We start from the raw sequence: 15,312 nt of genomic DNA, 5'->3' as shown, positions 1-15,312 counted from the left end.
GAAAGGATTTTATCAATACTTATACAGATACTCCTGAATCTCCCATTCGGATACCTGGGAGCGGTACTCATGCCATTCCTTGCGCTTGGCATCGATGTATTTTCCGGCAATATGCTCGCCTAAAACATCCTGGATAAAGGTATCCTTCTCCAGTTCTTCCACTGCCTCCAGCAAAGTGCCCGGCAGCTGGTCGATGTTCAGCTCTTTCCGCTCTTTGGCAGTCAGTGCAAAAATGTTCGCATTGATGCTCTCGGGGGGCAGGATCTTCTCCCGGATGCCCTGTAAGCCGGCGCTTAAGCAGACTGCCAGCGTCAGATAAGGGTTTGCTGCGGAATCGGGGCTACGCAGCTCGATACGGGTACCCTCTCCGTCTGCGGTAGCCGGAATACGGATCAGGGGGCTGCGATTCGTTGTGCTCCATGCGATATAGACCGGTGCCTCGAAGCCGGGTACCAGACGCTTATAGGAATTCACCAGCGGATTCGTGATCGCTGCCATTCCTTTGATATGCTTCATGATACCACCGATGAAATAATAAGCTTCCTTACTCAGGCCGTTAGGGTCAGAAGCATCCTGGAAAATATTTTTACCGTCTTTCTGCAGAGACATATTGATGTGCATGCCGGAACCGTTGACGCCGAACTTCGGCTTCGGCATAAACGTAGCGTGCAGACCGTGGCGTCTTGCGATGGTACGCACCGCCATCTTGAACGTCATGATATTGTCCGCAGTATGTAACGCCTCATCGTATTTGAAATCGATCTCATGCTGCGCCGGAGCCATCTCATGATGGGATGCCTCGATGACGAATCCCATATCCTCCAGGTTCATGACGATGTCACGGCGGGCATTCTCACCGAAATCCAACGGTCCGATATCGAAATAGCCTGCCTGTTCGTGGGTGTTGGTCGTAGGCATCGTATTTTCGTCCGTATTGAACAGGAAAAATTCACATTCGGGACCTACCTCGAACGTATATCCCATATCCTCAGCCTGCTGCACCGCACGCTTCAGCACATAACGGGGATCGCCTTCAAAAGGCTGACCGTTGGGACGGTAGACATCACAGATCATACGCGCCACCTTGCCCTGCTGGGGTCTCCAGGGGAAGATCTCCAGCGTAGACAGATCCGGATACAGGTACATATCGGATTCCTCGATCCGGGCAAAGCCATCGATCGCCGAACCGTCAAACATACATTTATTGCTCAACACCCGGTCTAACTGACTGGCTGTCACTGCAATATTTTTCAGATTGCCAAACAGATCCGTGAACTGCAGACGGATGAATTCCACATCCTCTTCTTCCACAAGACGGATGATATCTTCCTTGGTATAATTGTTCATCGTTACCCTCGTTTCTGCGCCGCCTGTCTGCTCCTTTTCCACGGGGCGGACGCATCCGTGAAAAATACTTACACTAACTATAGCAATGCCTGTTTTGTCTTGTCAATGCGAAGTTCTCCTCATTTACGGTACTACGTGGGAGGTCCTGCGCATACTATTTATAAAGATCATCCCATCATTCCAAGGAGACTTAAGAATGAGTGCAAATACAAAGATCGTTGTCCTTCGCAGAAAAGAACTGCTCTATACCGGAATCTTCGCCGCGCTGGGGGTGTTGTTCGTCCTATTACTGTTAATGCTGTTGCTGCCCGGCAAGGATACGGATGTCTCCTCCGGGACACCGGATTCCCCTGACGGTACTGCTGCTGCCGAAATGCCGGACAATGTGGCGGATGTCTCCACCGGGGCCGTTGCCGATACCGGCAATACATATATCCCCGGAATCTATACCACGGAGCTGATCCTCGGCAATGAGACCGTCAATGTGGAAGTCATCGTGAGCGACCACGCCATCACCTCCGTCAGCCTCGCCGATCCAAGCGAAACACTTACTACCATGTATCCACTGCTCGAGTCCACCATGGAATCCCTGAATGACCAGCTCTGTGAGATGCAGGATCCGGAGCAGGTCACCTATTCCGCAGAGACCAGATATACTTCGCTGGTGCTATTGGAAGCCGTGAAGGCATCCCTGGAAAAGGCAAAGCCTAAGGCTACACCGGAAGCGACGGGCGCGCCGGATGCAACGAATGCACCGGCAGCCTCTCCGAACGTACCGAAAGCGGATATCAATCCTGCGGCATAAGGGACTCATGTGCCGTGCATAAAATTCAGGGCTGACGTAAAAAAGGGCGCATGCCTCCCGGCATGCACCCCATTGTGCGTTTTATTGTAATATTTTGTTTGCAACACTGGGTTTATTTTATACTATTTACAGAGGAGATGCAAGGGAAAATTACTTCTCTTTTTTCTCTTGCTTCTTTGCTCTTGCTGCTTTCAAAACATCAGCAAGATTATCGCCATTAAGTACTCCCGGATAATTTTCCTGAAATCCCACTAAAGTATCTTTATTTTCCTGCTCACTTTATACTCCAATATCCGCCTTTACTCGGGCCTTCATATTCGATTATTCCACTAGTCTTCAATTTATTTATTGAACGTTTAACCGTACTGAGTGAAACCTCTATCTGACTCGCCATTTCCTCTCGTGTTACATACTTATTCATTCGTATCAACTGCAAAATAGCATCCTCCACTGATTTCGCATTTTGGGGTTCATTTTGGGGTTCATTTTGGGGTTCACCTTGTTCCATTAAGAAATCCGGATGAATAGGTATCTCAACAGTAACTGCTCTTCTTTCATCATCCGTTTCAAATGTCGCTTTAGGAGAACCATTATCTCTAAGTTCCTCTTGTATAGTAGGAATTCCTGTAGATTTTCCTTCTGTCAAATCTAACTCCTTCAAAAATTCTCCCAATCGTTTGTTTCTATAATATCGAGATTTGAATCGTTCTCCCTCAGCAATTGTCTTTTGCGAGATTGAACGGTCAATACCTGGATAACTAATAATTCGAACACAATCTGGTTCAATCTCTATGATTATTGCCTGATAGGATTGATAATCACGATGATAAAAAGCATTGACCACAGCTTCCTCTAACGCCTGATACGGATAGCTGTACCGGCGAATGGCTTCCATCTGATAATCTACTTTCGTGACCTTTTCCTCAATCACCATGTCCTGTAGCTTTTCCATAGTTCTTTTAATCATTGTCGGCACAGAGCCTTTGATAACCGGCACTTCAATAAAATTATTTGGATTTTTAATGCTACCTTCCGGAAATTTTGTAATTTCAACCTGCGTATATGGAAAGAATTTGTCCAAATGCTCACAAAACATCATCAGTGCCGCATTAGATATACATAGCTGCTCCGGTGGTCCTACAAGAAGCTGCATGTCTCCAAGCACTTCCATAACACCACGTTTTCCAATCTGCTTTGCCAGCTTGCTTTTGGTTGTATTGAGATGGTCCGTTAACAACGCAACCGATATGTCTGACTCTGTAGCCTCAAAATTAGGCCTCGTGTCAAACGGTGCGTAGTTTGTCATATTAATTAATTCTCGTTCCTGCTCCGCATTTGCACGAACCGAGCTTGTCGCATACCGTATATAGTAATAATACTTTTTATCCTTCTTAGCAGTAACATGCTCTGGTGCCTTATACGGTCTTTGCACTCCAGGTGTCACCCACAATACAACAACATTTTTCCCATCAACTTGTTCAATGATCACACGTGGAAAATATGCCGGAATCATTGTATTATTATAACCCAAAAGTTCCTTTTGTATGGTATCCAACTCATATTCTTCCAAACCCTTTACCGGGCGAACTGCAACACCGTTTTTCTCCTCGACACCAATCAAAACATATCCGCCACCAACATTGTCAAAATCATTGGCAAATGCACAAATGCTATGATAAATATCATCCGGATTCCACGATGCTTTAAATTCGATCCTATCAGATTCCACTCTTCGCTTATTTAATAAATCTTCTATGCTAAGCTCCAATTCCATTTACTTCACCACTTTCATAATTTAGGACTGCCCATCTCTTTCTCAGCATTCTCTCGTTTAATCCGATAATCCGAAAGCACTTTCAGTATTTCCGGGTCAGTTACATTGGATTCATAATCTGAAAAATCATTACTTTCAATTATTGGCTTAATTTGTTTCATCATTAACCATAATTTATCGTAACAAATCAATTTGCCCCTCCCAATAAGACGAAAAACACCTTCGTCGGAGTTTGCATTTGCGTGTGAGACTTCGGTGTTAATTATTTTACACTCGTATTCGTTTCAAAAATATCTATTAGAACCGGAAGCATTGCTTGCTGCTCTCTAACCTACAAAGATGCCGACAGCGGATATCAATCCTGCGGCGTAAGGGACTCAGGTACCGTGCATAAAATTCAGGGCTGACTCAAAAAAGGCGCATGCCTCCCGGCATGCACCCCGTTGTGCGTTTTATTGTAATATTTTGTTTGCAACACTGGGGCTTTTTTATACTATTTATGTGGGAGATGCAAGGGAAAATTATTTCTCTTTTTCGCTTTTATCAGCAGATATTTCGCACCTCATTTTCTACAATATTAAATCGTATAAATTCCGGTATCGCATTTGCAAGTGCCTTTTCTTTTATACGTTCATCTCCCGTCGCTGCATATGCCACTTCAACACCTGCAGAAAAATATAATTTTTCAAGCTTCTGGGAGCGAATATCATTATAATTTGTACAAAGAGGTAAATCGTTCATCCTGGACAAGTAATCAATCATAGCCAGCAGATACATAGCTTCTCTACACCATCTGCGTTCATAAAGCTTTCTTACTTCATCCGTCTCAAGTGTTTCGATAATAAAATCTATATCACCCATATCCTTTACATGATGGCATGTATTACTTTTAAATGTTTCAAACGAACATCTATAATCTATATTATCTGCACTATTATTTTCCAATATTGAGTCTACCGTTACATTAAGCACCTTGGCGATTTTATGCAGAGTTCCTGCCGTGCATTTATCAAGGTCTGCTTTTCCATTACAGATATCAGTAATTGTTGTCATTGCAACTCCGCTTTCCTTGCTCAAACGATACCTCGACATTTTTTCTTTTTCAAGCAAATCATTAATTATCATCTGCTTCCCTCCTATTTATTAATATATCGGTCAGCCGAACTACTGTCAATAAAATTATTTACAATTGATATATCTGAGAATTCCTTTAACGATGCCAGTTCTCTTTCTCTGCCAATAAACATAAAAGCCTCTTCCGTCTTCATTAAAATCATTTTTATTCAAATTGATTTTAATAAAATTCTTCTGAATAAAATTCAACATGAACTCTTATGTTTTGCAATCTTTTTTCCATTTTTGACAAAATAAAAAAACATTTATGCTATGAGATTCCTATGGAATTATTTAGAGGATTTAACAGTAAAAGAAGCCGGTGCATCAGCACCGGCTCCTCTTGTATTACGTTAGTTATGAACTTTTTACGAGGATTACTGTAACAGAGACAGTACGCCCTGGTTGGACTGGTTAGCCTGAGCCAACATAGCCTGACCTGCCTGAGCCAGGATGTTGTTGTTGGAGTACTTAACCATCTCAGTAGCCATATCGGTATCACGGATCTGGCTTTCTGCGCTGGTGGTATTCTCAACTACGTTGTCCAAGTTGTTGATGGTGTGCTCAAGTCTGTTCTGAACAGCACCAAGTGCGGAACGCTGCGTAGAAACTTTCTGGATTGCCTCCTTGATGGTATCAATAGCGGAAAGTGCATTGCTGTCATCGGTTCCGTCAACCTTCAGACCATTCACGCCAAGGCCCTTAGCGGACATAGCGTCGATGCTTAAAGTAATCTGGTTATTAGAAGTAGCATCCGCACCAACATGTAAGGAAATAGAAAGGCTAGCTGTTAAATCCTGAAGTGCTGCAATATTATCCTTATTTGCTGTTGTTTTATTACCAACTGCATCATACAAATCAGGTGCATCTGCCTTTGCTGCGACGGTAGTAGTAGTAGCTCCACCTGTTGTGGTAGATGATGCAGTGAAGTATTTACTTAATGCATTTGTGGCAATTGCATTTCCATCCTTATCATAATACTGTGCTTTTGCCTGTGTTGCCTCAGCAGCAGTAATTGTGTTAGCAATAATTGTTGCCTCAGCAGAACCTGCAGCATCAGCTTTAATTGTATCAGCACCACCAACAGTAATGGAACCAACCGTATTTCCCTCTTTATCTTTAATATCAAATTTTCCTGCATCGGCACCTTTGGCAACTGTAAATTTATCAGCTGCTGATCCTGTTAATTCTACACCATAAGATAAAGCTTTTCCATCTGATGACTTAGATACTTTAACTCCTTGATCACGTAATGCCATCAGTAATTCATTTTGCTCATCCTGAAGCTTCTGTGAATTTACTGTTCCAGCATCAAAAGTTGCCGTCAATGTAGTTGCAGCGTCTGTACTGAAAGTTGCAGCACCTGTCTGCGCTTTATTAAAGTTCTTATAGCTATAGGTATGTTCTTTAGCTAAACTCTTGTCACCTTTCAACAGATAGGTTTCATTGAACTTGGTTGTCTCAGATACACGGTCAATTTCAGTGGTCAGCTGATCAATCTCGTTCTGGATGTAGCTTCTGTCATCTTCAGAGTTGGTACCGTTGGCTGCCTTAACTGCCAGCTCGTTCATTCTCTGTAACATATCCTGAACTTCGTTCAGAGCACCTTCAGCGGTCTGTACAGTGGAGATACCGTCCTGTGCATTGCTGGAAGCCTGTGTCAGTCCTCTGATCTGCTTTCTCATTTTCTCACTGATGGAAAGGCCAGCTGCATCATCTGCTGCTCTGTTGATCTTGTATCCGGAAGAGAGTTTCTCAGTAGACTTTGCCTGAGAAGCAGTGGTCAGACCTAACATTCTGTTAGAGTTCATAGCTGTAAGATTGTGTTGTACTACCATAATATATTCCTCCTTGAATTGACGAGCGCTTCCCTGCGCTCCGTTATTTGCTTTGGCAATGTCAGCTTCAAGTTCGCACATCCTGTTACTTTCATCGCCATTGTCTTCCGTTTCTCCGGCGTGCGAAACCTTTAATTCAGAAGAATTGTTAGGTAAGCAATTGTTTTATTTGCTTTACTTGTTAAGTATATCGGAGAGGATTTTGGAAACTTAACCCCTCTTTGAAAAAAAATTTGACTTTTCATTCCGGCATTTTTCGAAAATACGATATTCTTAAACATTTACATCATGATCTGCTCAAATTTTCCCATGTCACAGAAATCCTGAATTTTCACGTTTTAATGCTGCAGCAAACTCATTTTCGGCTATTACATATTCTGCTCATTTTGCCGAAATAGATAGTAACAACATAATAAGGCGGAGGGTAATTATGCAAATAAAAAATTATTCCTATTTTGTAGGGGAAGATCAAGTACAAAACAGACGTCATTCTGTATCAGATGGCAAAAACGGCAAAGCAAAAAACGGTGGTAAATCCATAGATGCCCGCAGTATGGCTTCCGTCACCGATCCGATCGCTGCAAAGAAGGCTCAGGTTCGGAAAAAAGCTATGAAGATCATCGGGGATGCCTTTGCCGGAGAGAGTAAGATTGATGACGATATGGCAAATCGCAGAGAAAAAATACGCTCTCTCACCGGGGAAATAGGTGACAGCGCAAAGGCGATCAGTGATATCGAAGCCTCCAGAGCCGCCCTGCAGGATAAATTCGGTGTGTCCTCAGACAGCCAGGAACAAAAAGATCTGGAACTACTGGCAAAAGGCGTAGAGACCGGCTTCTCCGGTTCGGATGTCCGCTTAACGAAAGAGGAAGAAGAACAGATTGCCAAAATAAAAGCTGCCGGATTAACAGAATACCAGCAGCAGTCTCTTGCCTTAAAAAAATCAGAAGAATCCTATGTCAACGAACTTGCCGACGCCAGGAATAAGATTCAGACAGAAAATGCCGTGATCCGCCAGACGAAGATTGAACGGTTAAAATCCAATTCCATGGGAGCTGCATTTGAGCAGGCAGATGCAGTAATGGGCGCTGCCAGCGACGAGATCATGGGCATGCTGATTGCGGAAGGCAAAGACCACATCGACGAGAAGCAGGAAGAAGAGAAGAAAACAGCCGAGGAAGCTGCAGACAAAAAGAAGGAACTGGAAGAAAAACTGCAAGCCAGAAAAGACGAAAAGAAAGAGCAGGAAGAGCTGACAAAAGATATCGTGGAAGCTGCGAACAAGCAAGCCGGTGGTACAGACAGCGTAGTTCAGGCCCAGCAGGAGATCAAGGATATGATGAACAAATTAAAACTGGTCGAAGATGACGTCAAAGGTGCCGCGGTCGATCAGGGAATCTGACTATTCTGCCATTCATCAACAACGTATGAAAATTTGCTTTCGCTATTGCCAAATTCACTTCTAAAAATCGCGCCCAACATCCGATATCGAATGGTGGGCGCATGATTTCTTCCGTTATTTTTCTTGTATAATAGTCCTATACCAAAGTGAAAAAGGGGAAACGATTCCATGAAAATTGCAATATGCGATGACGATAAGAATGAACTGTTCCGGATACTGTCTGTTCTCGCAGATTACCAGACACAGCGAAACATAGAATTTTCCTACAAACCTTTCGACAACAGTACGGAGCTGGCGTCGAATCTTTTACAGGAGCATTATGATATTTATCTGTTGGATGTGGTGATGCCGGGACTGAACGGCATCGAACTGGCCAAAGAGATCCGAAGCAGTGACAAGGCCGCAGACATTATTTTCCTGACGTCTTCTCCCGAATTTGCGGTAGAGAGTTATACCGTGAAAGCTTCCAATTACCTGGTGAAACCCGTTTAAAGAGACCGGCTGGTTGAAGCTCTGGATGACATCATGCGTACCAGAACCGAAGACCGCGATTCCTGTCTGGTATTGAAGAGCAGCGTCGGCGTACACAAAGTCCATATGTCTGAAATCATTTATATTGAAGCCTTGAACCGAAAAATCATTTATTACCTGAGAAACAACAGTCAGATCACCTGCGTGGAAAAGTTTGCTTCTGTCTGCGACCAGTTGCTGCAACACCCGGAATTTCTCCTTGCACACCGCTCTTTTCTGGTCAACATGAACTATATTCGCAGGATCGACGCAGCCGACCTATATCTGGCAAACGGCAAGTGCCTTCCGCTTGCCCAGCGCAGGATCTCGGAGATCAAGAGACTCTACCTTGCTTTTCAAATGGAGGAATCCATATGAGTGAATTTGTATCCCTTTTAGGACTTATCAATTACGGCTTTGTCCTTTTCTTTGGTATCGTGATGTCTCTCTACCTGGCAGATATCCATTTTGAGGACAATAAGATCCCTTATATCATCACGATCCTTGCTTTGGGCGCAATACAGCTTCTGTCTTACCTTATGATGGGGGAGAATCTGCTCTATAAATGCTATCCGCTGCTCATACATCTGCCGCTGGTCCTCCTGATCCGTTTTGCCTTTCACCGGAATATCTATATCGCGACGATCTCTGTGCTGTCCGCTTACCTGATGTGCACTCCCAGAAAATGGTTCGGCACGCTGGCAGCCTTCTTTTTCGACGGCAGTCCGGTTGTAGCCAATCTCGTCTCTATCTGCGTGACGATTCCGCTGCTGTATCTGGTCATCCGCTATATTGCGCCTTATATCATCCGTCTGCATTATGAGAATAAGAAGACTCTGTTGCTCTTTTTCCTGCTGCCGCTTTCCTATTATATTTTGGAATACACTCTGACCGTTTACACAGATCTCTTGTATACCGGTGGTCCGGTCATTATTGATTTCATGGACAGCTTTCTTGTGCTCTTCTTTTTTATCCTGACTATGGTGTCGCTGGATTTTTCCAATAAAAAAAGCACGGCGGAACGTGAAAATCTGCTGCTTACCACCGCAGCCGCACAGGCGCAGAAGGAGATTACACAGTTATCCACTTCTCAGAAGCAGGCGTCCATCTATCGTCATGATCTGAGACATCACATGACCTTTTTGCAAAACTGTATTGCAGAAAATGAGTTGGAACAGGCTTTGGAATATATTCACCAGATCTGTGCCGATATCGATAACAGCCGTGTGATCAGATACTGTGAAAACGACGCTCTGAACCTGATTCTCTCTTCCTATGCCGGTCAGGCGTCAGATGCCGGAATCGAATTGCAATTTACCGTGACTGCCACCGATTTTACACGCTTTCAGATCACTGATCTGTGCAGCCTTTTTGCAAATGCTCTGGAAAATGCGATTTACGCCTGCGAAAAGATTCCTGCTCCTGAGAAACGCTATATTACGCTGAAAGTTTATGAAAAAAATAACCGGATCTGTATACAGATAGCAAACAGCTATCTACAGGAGCCGGTATTTGAAAATGAGATTCCCATCTCTCACGAACCCAATCACGGTCTCGGCACCAAAAGCATGATCTCCGTTGTAGAAAAATATCACGGAGTGTATGGATTTTTTGCTGAGGATGGGAAATTCCGGTTTCAGGCATCACTGTAAACAGTCTGGTTTACGTTCCTTTACGTATTTTCTAATATATATACGTAATGAGCATGCCACTTCTTACAGTAACCACAATTTTTCTAATCCGAATGCAATATTTTTTTATTTTTTATTTTTTTCTTATTTAGGGATAAAGACGTATACGCAAAAACATTTTTGAAATTACAGGTCCCTGTCTGATATTCAGGCAGGGACTGTATTTTAGATCATCCAGACCGGTACGATATAATTGTCTCTGTCAATCGCACTAAGTCCCGGTTTCATGCAGATAACTGCGCCCTTCGCACGAGGCGTTGATGCCTTGTCGAGTAATTCAAATACCTTTACCAGCTCTGTTCCGGGATTTGCAGTTTTCTTAATCTCAATCGGATTCAATATTCCATCATGTTCCAGGACAATATCAATCTCCCTGGCATCTTTATCACGATAATAGTACAAATACGGCTCTTTTCCACAATTCAGGTAGGTTTTCCGAATTTCCGCGACCACGTAATTTTCCAAAATGGCCCCGTTCATAGCACCGCATTCTAACGTTTCCGCACTGCTCCATTTCGTCAGGTAACACACCAGACCCGTATCGTAGAAATACAGTTTTGGCGTTTTCACAAGGCGCTTCAACAAATTATTAGAATACGGATGAAGATAAAAAATAATTCCCAGCGTTTCCAGAATTGTCAGCCAATCCTTCGCCTGCGTCTGATTGATATCTGCATCTCTGGCAATCTCTGCCGCGTTAACCATCTGCCCACATCTTGCTGCCACCGCAGTAATAAACCGGAGGAACTTAAGCGAATCTATGGCATCCGATAATTCTCTTACATCCCGCTCAATATAAGTAGACAGATAACTGCTGTAAAAAAGCTGACTGTTACTGTTAATACCGCTTACGATCGCAGGCATGGAGCCTTGATAAATCCGTTCAAAGATCTCTCTTGTATCTGCTTGCTCTCTCTCTTTCTGCCTCTCGCTTAAATCCTCCAGATCTACCGTAAACGGTTTCATCGTTCCTCCGGATATCTCTGCCTGTGACAGGGATGTAAGTGAAAGTACTGCCACTCTTCCTGCCAGTGACTCCTGTACTCCCTGCATCAATTTGAACACCTGTGATCCCGTAAGCCAAAATGCTCCCGGCTCATGGTTTTTATCTACATTTATCTTGATATAAGTAAACAGTTCCGGTGCATATTGAACCTCATCAATCAATACAGGTGGTTTATGCAGTTGCAGAAACAGTTCCGGATCGGTCTTTGCAATATTTCTTTCGTTCAAATCATCCAGTGTTACATATCCCCGCTCCGTTCCCTCCATCAGTTTTTGGAGCATTGTCGTCTTTCCTACCTGTCTAGGTCCCGTTACCAGGAGTACCGGATATTCCCTGGTTACCTGTCTTACTACATTCTCCAGATTTCTTTTGATATAATTCATAAAAGCCCCTCTTTCGGCTAATCTTTTTTATGATTATATTTTAGCCGGATTTTTTTAAAATATCAAGCATTTTTCGGCTAATCTATACTTTGATTATATTTTAGCCGGCTCACATTTTTATTCTTTCACATTGATTCTGTCATAAAAAAGAGAAGCAGTGATCTGCTTCCCTTCGTCTGTTGTATTTATTGTTTATTATCGTACATCTGAGGCGGTACGTATCCGGCGCCGCTCATGCTCTTGTAGTAGTCAAACGCGCTTTTGGCATTTTTACGTCTCTGGCCGATTCCGGCACGTTCCCTGGCGAAATAGTTCTCGACCAGTTTCTTGTTCCGGGCTTCCTGTGCCTGTACGGACACGCTGAGTTCCGTCACCTTGGCTACTTTTGCCTGGAGTTCCCGGATCTGTGCTGCATAGCGCTGTCTGTTGCCCTCCAACTCCTTCGCCAGCTTCTCATACAGGATCTCGAAGCCTTCATCCAGGCGGACGACCTCATCGATCAGGCGCTGTTTCTCCTCCACGGCATCATCGAACAGGCTCATGTCCACTTTTTCCGCAGAAAAGATTTCTTCCTGACGCTTATTATATTCCCGGATCTTCTGCAGTACTTCCAGCTTCTTATCCAGACTTTCCGATAAAATGGTCAGCTGATTCTCCATCAGTCATTTCCTTTCTTGGCACCGGCCTTCATGACTTCTTTCCAGTTGTCGCGGATCGAATGGAGATGCGTGTTGATCTCTTCGAGAATCTCCTTATCCTTTTTGACATTGGCTTCCACCAGCCGTCTCTCCAGATAGCTGTAAATATTATCGAAATCCTTCGAAACTTCGTATTTCATATCCAGTGTGGAATGCAGATATCCGATGATATTCTGCACCTTGCGGATATTCTCATGCGCTCTGGGAATGTCATTTTTCTCTATGGAAAGCTCTGCGATGTTACAGAACTTAATGGCTCCGTCGTAAAGCATAAGCGTCAGTTCTGCCGGAGATGCGGTCAGAACCTTGCTGTTATTATACTGTGCATACGCACTGGGTAATGCCATATCATGATCCTCCTAATAAGCCGGTCACCGCACTGGAATTGCTCTGCAGCTTTGCAAGAGCCGTCTCCATCTTGGAGAACTTGGAATACCATTTATCCTCGTAATCGTTCAGCTTCTTCTCCAGTTCGGAGATCTTCGTCTTATAATCATCATAATCCGATTTCATCTTTTTGTCATCATAAAAATTACCGTAGGAGCGATAACCCTCTACCGATTTGGACAGATCACTCATTTTCGTATACAGATTCTTGAACAGTCCGGAGAAAAAGCTTACGACCGTATCGGGATCACTGCTGATCATGCTCTTAAGCTTGTCTGCATTACCTGAGGTACTGGAGTCATCTGCATCTCCATTGATATGGTAGGCATTCTTCTCATTCTCCGCTGCGGTAAAGTAGCTCAGAGTCTCAATACCAAAATCGCTGAGATACATGTTCTTGCCGTTTACTTCCACACTGCCTGCCATAATTTCTTTTAAGGCAGAGCTTACGGTAGACAGATTGCTGTCTCTGCGTAACAGTGCATCCTTGATCTTCTGCTCGTATTTCTCTACCTCGGAGTCGGACATAGCATCCTTCTCGTCATCGGTCAGCGGCTCATAGCCTTTGGCAGAATCTGCATTATACAGCTTATCCATCTCATTGATAATGGAATTGTAATCCTTCAGGAAACCCTTGATCATATCGTAGATGCCGTCTACGTCATCCTTAGTGGTCACCACGACGTTCTCAGCGGTCTCTTTCATGGCTGTAATGGTCAGACCGTTGATGGAGAATACATTGGTGTTGCTCTCGTACTCCGTACCATTCAGAGTGATCTTCGCATTCTGTGCATCGATCTTATTGGCACTTGCACTGTCCAGTCCCAGGCTCTTAAGTACGTTATTACCGATCTCATCGGATGCGGTAATGCTGAAATCATTGCCTTCTCCGGAATCCTTGGCACTGATATAGAATCTCTGCTGCGTCTCATCAAAGTTGGCATTCAGTCCGGCTTCTTTTAATTTGGTCAATACATCAGAGATAGTAGTATCCGCAGTGATCTCCAGTTCTACATTGGTATCACCGCTCTTGATATTTAATTTGGTACCGGTGCTCAGATCCAGAGCCTTACCGTTATTATCCACACTCAGATCTGACAGCTTCGTCAGGGCATTAAGCTTGAAATCATCCCCATCTGCATCTGTTTTGGTCCTCAGAGAAGTCTTGCCGCCGGTCATGTAAGCAGTCTTAGCCAACTGTGTGATCTTGAGGTTCTGCACGCCGTTCATGGCATTCTCACCGGTGATGATGCTGGCTGCGGTGCTGTCGGAGACGGATGTGGTCTTCTTCATATAAGCACTGGTAAAACGCATATTATTGACGTATTTGGACTGCAGATTCTTCAGCTTGGTGTTCAGATCCTTCCATGCCGTAGTCTTCCACTCCAGCTTGGTCTGTGCCTTTTTCGCATCGTCTACCTTGGTCTGCTTCGCAGACACCAGCTGCTGGATAATGCTCTCTGTGTCCATACCGGAGATCAGTCCGGATAATCTCATTGTTGATGATGCCATATTGGTATCCTCCTATCTTATCTCTTCTCATCTACCAGGATACCGGCTAACTCCCACACTTTGGCGATCATGTCCAGGGTCTTCTCTGGAGGGAGCTCCTTGATCACTTTCTTGGTATCCTTATCTATGATCTTGATGGTTACGCGGTTGGTTGCCTCATGAATGCCGAAGACCGCTTCGGAATGAGACATCATGTTCTTGTTCAGCTTCTCTACCGCTTTCTTGATCTGCTCATTGGTCACATGCTGTTGCTGCTCCCTATTGGGATCGGCAGAGGTATTACTCTGCTCCTTGCCCTGAGCATTCTCAACGACTGCTGTCGTCTGATCGATCTTGTCTATTGGCTTTACATTGGCAGGATTGTATTCAGAGGCATTTTCCTCTGTGGTCACTTTTGTAGCTGCATTCTTGGCAGCGGCCGTATTCTGTGCCTGCACTGTCATGATACTGGAAATCGGTTCTATGGTCATAATGGTCACCTCCGTGTGATGAATAAGCGCCTTCCGTGGGCGCACGACCTTTGTTCTCTAAGCTGTTTATCGGTTACTTTTCCTGAAAAATTAATAGGAGCTGCAAAAATTTGCACCTCCTATGCCTAATTTCCTATTTTCCTATTTTATCTTCTGCCTACCCAAACAGGTTCTTCAGTGCTTCCATACCGTCAGCATCCACCGAAGCCCTGTTGGCTTCCTGGATCTGTAGGTATACTTCCTTGCGGTAGATGGGTACTTCCTTGGGAGCGGAGATGCCGATCTTGACCTGGTCGCCCTTCACTTCCAGGACAGTGATCTCGATGTCATTGTTGATGATGATCGCTTCGTTTTTCTTACGGGATAATGCCAGCAT

The 15,312-nt window shown here is 44.2% G+C and carries 16 protein-coding genes; 5 read left to right on the top strand and 11 right to left on the bottom strand.

Annotation, left to right across the window (positions count from 1 at the left end; translation table 11 throughout):
• Positions 1–12: 12 nt before the first annotated feature.
• A complete protein-coding gene (gene glnA, locus H9Q77_RS03485; RefSeq protein ID WP_249326545.1) occupies positions 13–1,347 on the bottom strand; it encodes a type I glutamate--ammonia ligase in 1,335 nt (444 codons plus the stop codon).
• A 196-nt stretch (positions 1,348–1,543) separates the two neighbouring features.
• Here glnA and H9Q77_RS03480 point away from each other — a divergent pair, with 196 nt between their 5' ends.
• Positions 1,544–2,152 carry a hypothetical protein gene (locus H9Q77_RS03480; RefSeq protein ID WP_249326544.1) on the top strand — a complete coding sequence of 203 codons (609 nt, stop codon included), beginning with the start codon at positions 1,544–1,546 and terminating at the stop codon, positions 2,150–2,152.
• Positions 2,153–2,426: 274 nt separating this feature from the next.
• Here the strand turns inward: H9Q77_RS03480 and H9Q77_RS03475 are convergent, their stop codons facing one another.
• The 4 genes from H9Q77_RS03475 to H9Q77_RS03460 all read right to left on the bottom strand — a co-directional run bounded on the left by H9Q77_RS03475 (position 2,427) and on the right by H9Q77_RS03460 (position 6,877).
• Positions 2,427–3,926 (bottom strand): RNA-binding domain-containing protein, encoded by a 1,500-nt coding sequence (locus tag H9Q77_RS03475; protein WP_249326543.1) that lies wholly within the window; start codon positions 3,924–3,926, stop codon positions 2,427–2,429.
• Positions 3,927–3,940: 14 nt separating this feature from the next.
• Positions 3,941–4,117 carry a hypothetical protein gene (locus H9Q77_RS03470; protein ID WP_176861993.1) on the bottom strand — a complete coding sequence of 59 codons (177 nt, stop codon included), beginning with the start codon at positions 4,115–4,117 and terminating at the stop codon, positions 3,941–3,943.
• Positions 4,118–4,469: 352 nt separating this feature from the next.
• On the bottom strand, positions 4,470–5,051 hold the full coding sequence (locus H9Q77_RS03465; RefSeq protein WP_249326542.1) for a helix-turn-helix domain-containing protein: 582 nt from the start codon (positions 5,049–5,051) through the stop codon (positions 4,470–4,472).
• Positions 5,052–5,416: 365 nt separating this feature from the next.
• On the bottom strand, positions 5,417–6,877 hold the full coding sequence (locus tag H9Q77_RS03460; protein ID WP_249326541.1) for a flagellin N-terminal helical domain-containing protein: 1,461 nt from the start codon (positions 6,875–6,877) through the stop codon (positions 5,417–5,419).
• A 430-nt stretch (positions 6,878–7,307) separates the two neighbouring features.
• On the opposite strand from H9Q77_RS03460, the gene H9Q77_RS03455 reads away from it, so the two are divergent.
• The 4 genes from H9Q77_RS03455 (at position 7,308) to H9Q77_RS03440 (ending at position 10,441) form a co-directional block, all read left to right on the top strand.
• Positions 7,308–8,279 carry a hypothetical protein gene (locus H9Q77_RS03455; protein ID WP_249326540.1) on the top strand — a complete coding sequence of 324 codons (972 nt, stop codon included), beginning with the start codon at positions 7,308–7,310 and terminating at the stop codon, positions 8,277–8,279.
• 168 nt (positions 8,280–8,447) lie between these two features.
• On the top strand, positions 8,448–8,771 hold the full coding sequence (locus tag H9Q77_RS03450) for a LytR/AlgR family response regulator transcription factor (RefSeq protein WP_022155003.1): 324 nt from the start codon (positions 8,448–8,450) through the stop codon (positions 8,769–8,771).
• Between the two features lie 33 nt (positions 8,772–8,804).
• Positions 8,805–9,167 carry a LytTR family DNA-binding domain-containing protein gene (locus H9Q77_RS03445; protein WP_118547181.1) on the top strand — a complete coding sequence of 121 codons (363 nt, stop codon included), beginning with the start codon at positions 8,805–8,807 and terminating at the stop codon, positions 9,165–9,167.
• The gene (locus H9Q77_RS03440) at positions 9,164–10,441 is read left to right on the top strand and encodes a sensor histidine kinase (RefSeq protein WP_249326539.1); all 1,278 of its coding nucleotides are present in this window, start codon (positions 9,164–9,166) and stop codon (positions 10,439–10,441) included. Before H9Q77_RS03445 ends, H9Q77_RS03440 begins: the two co-directional genes overlap by 4 nt.
• 204 nt (positions 10,442–10,645) lie before the next feature.
• Here H9Q77_RS03440 and H9Q77_RS03435 read toward each other — a convergent pair whose 3' ends face one another.
• The 6 genes from H9Q77_RS03435 to csrA all read right to left on the bottom strand — a co-directional run bounded on the left by H9Q77_RS03435 (position 10,646) and on the right by csrA (position 15,312).
• Complete coding sequence (locus H9Q77_RS03435; protein ID WP_249326538.1) at positions 10,646–11,869, bottom strand: ATP-binding protein; 1,224 nt, start codon at positions 11,867–11,869, stop codon at positions 10,646–10,648.
• A 185-nt stretch (positions 11,870–12,054) separates the two neighbouring features.
• Positions 12,055–12,528 carry a flagellar protein FliT gene (locus H9Q77_RS03430; protein ID WP_118551118.1) on the bottom strand — a complete coding sequence of 158 codons (474 nt, stop codon included), beginning with the start codon at positions 12,526–12,528 and terminating at the stop codon, positions 12,055–12,057.
• Positions 12,528–12,914 (bottom strand): flagellar export chaperone FliS, encoded by a 387-nt coding sequence (gene fliS / locus H9Q77_RS03425; RefSeq protein ID WP_118551117.1) that lies wholly within the window; start codon positions 12,912–12,914, stop codon positions 12,528–12,530. The genes H9Q77_RS03430 and fliS overlap by 1 nt, the downstream gene beginning before the upstream one ends.
• Before the next feature lies 1 nt (position 12,915).
• The gene (gene fliD, locus H9Q77_RS03420; RefSeq protein WP_249326537.1) at positions 12,916–14,466 is read right to left on the bottom strand and encodes a flagellar filament capping protein FliD; all 1,551 of its coding nucleotides are present in this window, start codon (positions 14,464–14,466) and stop codon (positions 12,916–12,918) included.
• 17 nt (positions 14,467–14,483) lie between these two features.
• The gene (locus H9Q77_RS03415) at positions 14,484–14,936 is read right to left on the bottom strand and encodes a flagellar protein FlaG (RefSeq protein WP_022155009.1); all 453 of its coding nucleotides are present in this window, start codon (positions 14,934–14,936) and stop codon (positions 14,484–14,486) included.
• A gap of 157 nt (positions 14,937–15,093) precedes the next feature.
• Positions 15,094–15,312, bottom strand: a complete 219-nt coding sequence (csrA, locus tag H9Q77_RS03410; protein ID WP_118547175.1) for a carbon storage regulator CsrA — start codon at positions 15,310–15,312, stop codon at positions 15,094–15,096.

The organism is Simiaoa sunii (assembly GCF_014337175.1).
Classification (GTDB): Bacteria; Bacillota; Clostridia; order Lachnospirales; family Lachnospiraceae; genus Acetatifactor; species Acetatifactor intestinalis.
The sequence above is the reverse complement of the archived record's forward strand: the minus strand, read 5'-3'. Positions and strand labels throughout refer to the sequence as shown.

Excerpts from the sequence above, each read along its gene's own strand:
- glnA (WP_249326545.1), bottom strand. The coding sequence starts at position 1,347 with ATGAACAATTATACCAAGGAAGATATCATCCGTCTTGTGGAAGAAGAG.
- H9Q77_RS03480 (WP_249326544.1), top strand. The coding sequence starts at position 1,544 with ATGAGTGCAAATACAAAGATCGTTGTCCTTCGCAGAAAAGAACTGCTC.
- H9Q77_RS03475 (WP_249326543.1), bottom strand. The coding sequence starts at position 3,926 with ATGGAATTGGAGCTTAGCATAGAAGATTTATTAAATAAGCGAAGAGTG.
- H9Q77_RS03465 (WP_249326542.1), bottom strand. The coding sequence starts at position 5,051 with ATGATAATTAATGATTTGCTTGAAAAAGAAAAAATGTCGAGGTATCGT.
- H9Q77_RS03460 (WP_249326541.1), bottom strand. The coding sequence starts at position 6,877 with ATGGTAGTACAACACAATCTTACAGCTATGAACTCTAACAGAATGTTA.
- H9Q77_RS03455 (WP_249326540.1), top strand. The coding sequence starts at position 7,308 with ATGCAAATAAAAAATTATTCCTATTTTGTAGGGGAAGATCAAGTACAA.
- H9Q77_RS03450 (WP_022155003.1), top strand. The coding sequence starts at position 8,448 with ATGAAAATTGCAATATGCGATGACGATAAGAATGAACTGTTCCGGATA.
- H9Q77_RS03445 (WP_118547181.1), top strand. The coding sequence starts at position 8,805 with ATGCGTACCAGAACCGAAGACCGCGATTCCTGTCTGGTATTGAAGAGC.
- H9Q77_RS03440 (WP_249326539.1), top strand. The coding sequence starts at position 9,164 with ATGAGTGAATTTGTATCCCTTTTAGGACTTATCAATTACGGCTTTGTC.
- H9Q77_RS03435 (WP_249326538.1), bottom strand. The coding sequence starts at position 11,869 with ATGAATTATATCAAAAGAAATCTGGAGAATGTAGTAAGACAGGTAACC.
- H9Q77_RS03430 (WP_118551118.1), bottom strand. The coding sequence starts at position 12,528 with ATGGAGAATCAGCTGACCATTTTATCGGAAAGTCTGGATAAGAAGCTG.
- fliS (WP_118551117.1), bottom strand. The coding sequence starts at position 12,914 with ATGGCATTACCCAGTGCGTATGCACAGTATAATAACAGCAAGGTTCTG.
- fliD (WP_249326537.1), bottom strand. The coding sequence starts at position 14,466 with ATGGCATCATCAACAATGAGATTATCCGGACTGATCTCCGGTATGGAC.
- H9Q77_RS03415 (WP_022155009.1), bottom strand. The coding sequence starts at position 14,936 with ATGACCATAGAACCGATTTCCAGTATCATGACAGTGCAGGCACAGAAT.
- csrA (WP_118547175.1), bottom strand. The coding sequence starts at position 15,312 with ATGCTGGCATTATCCCGTAAGAAAAACGAAGCGATCATCATCAACAAT.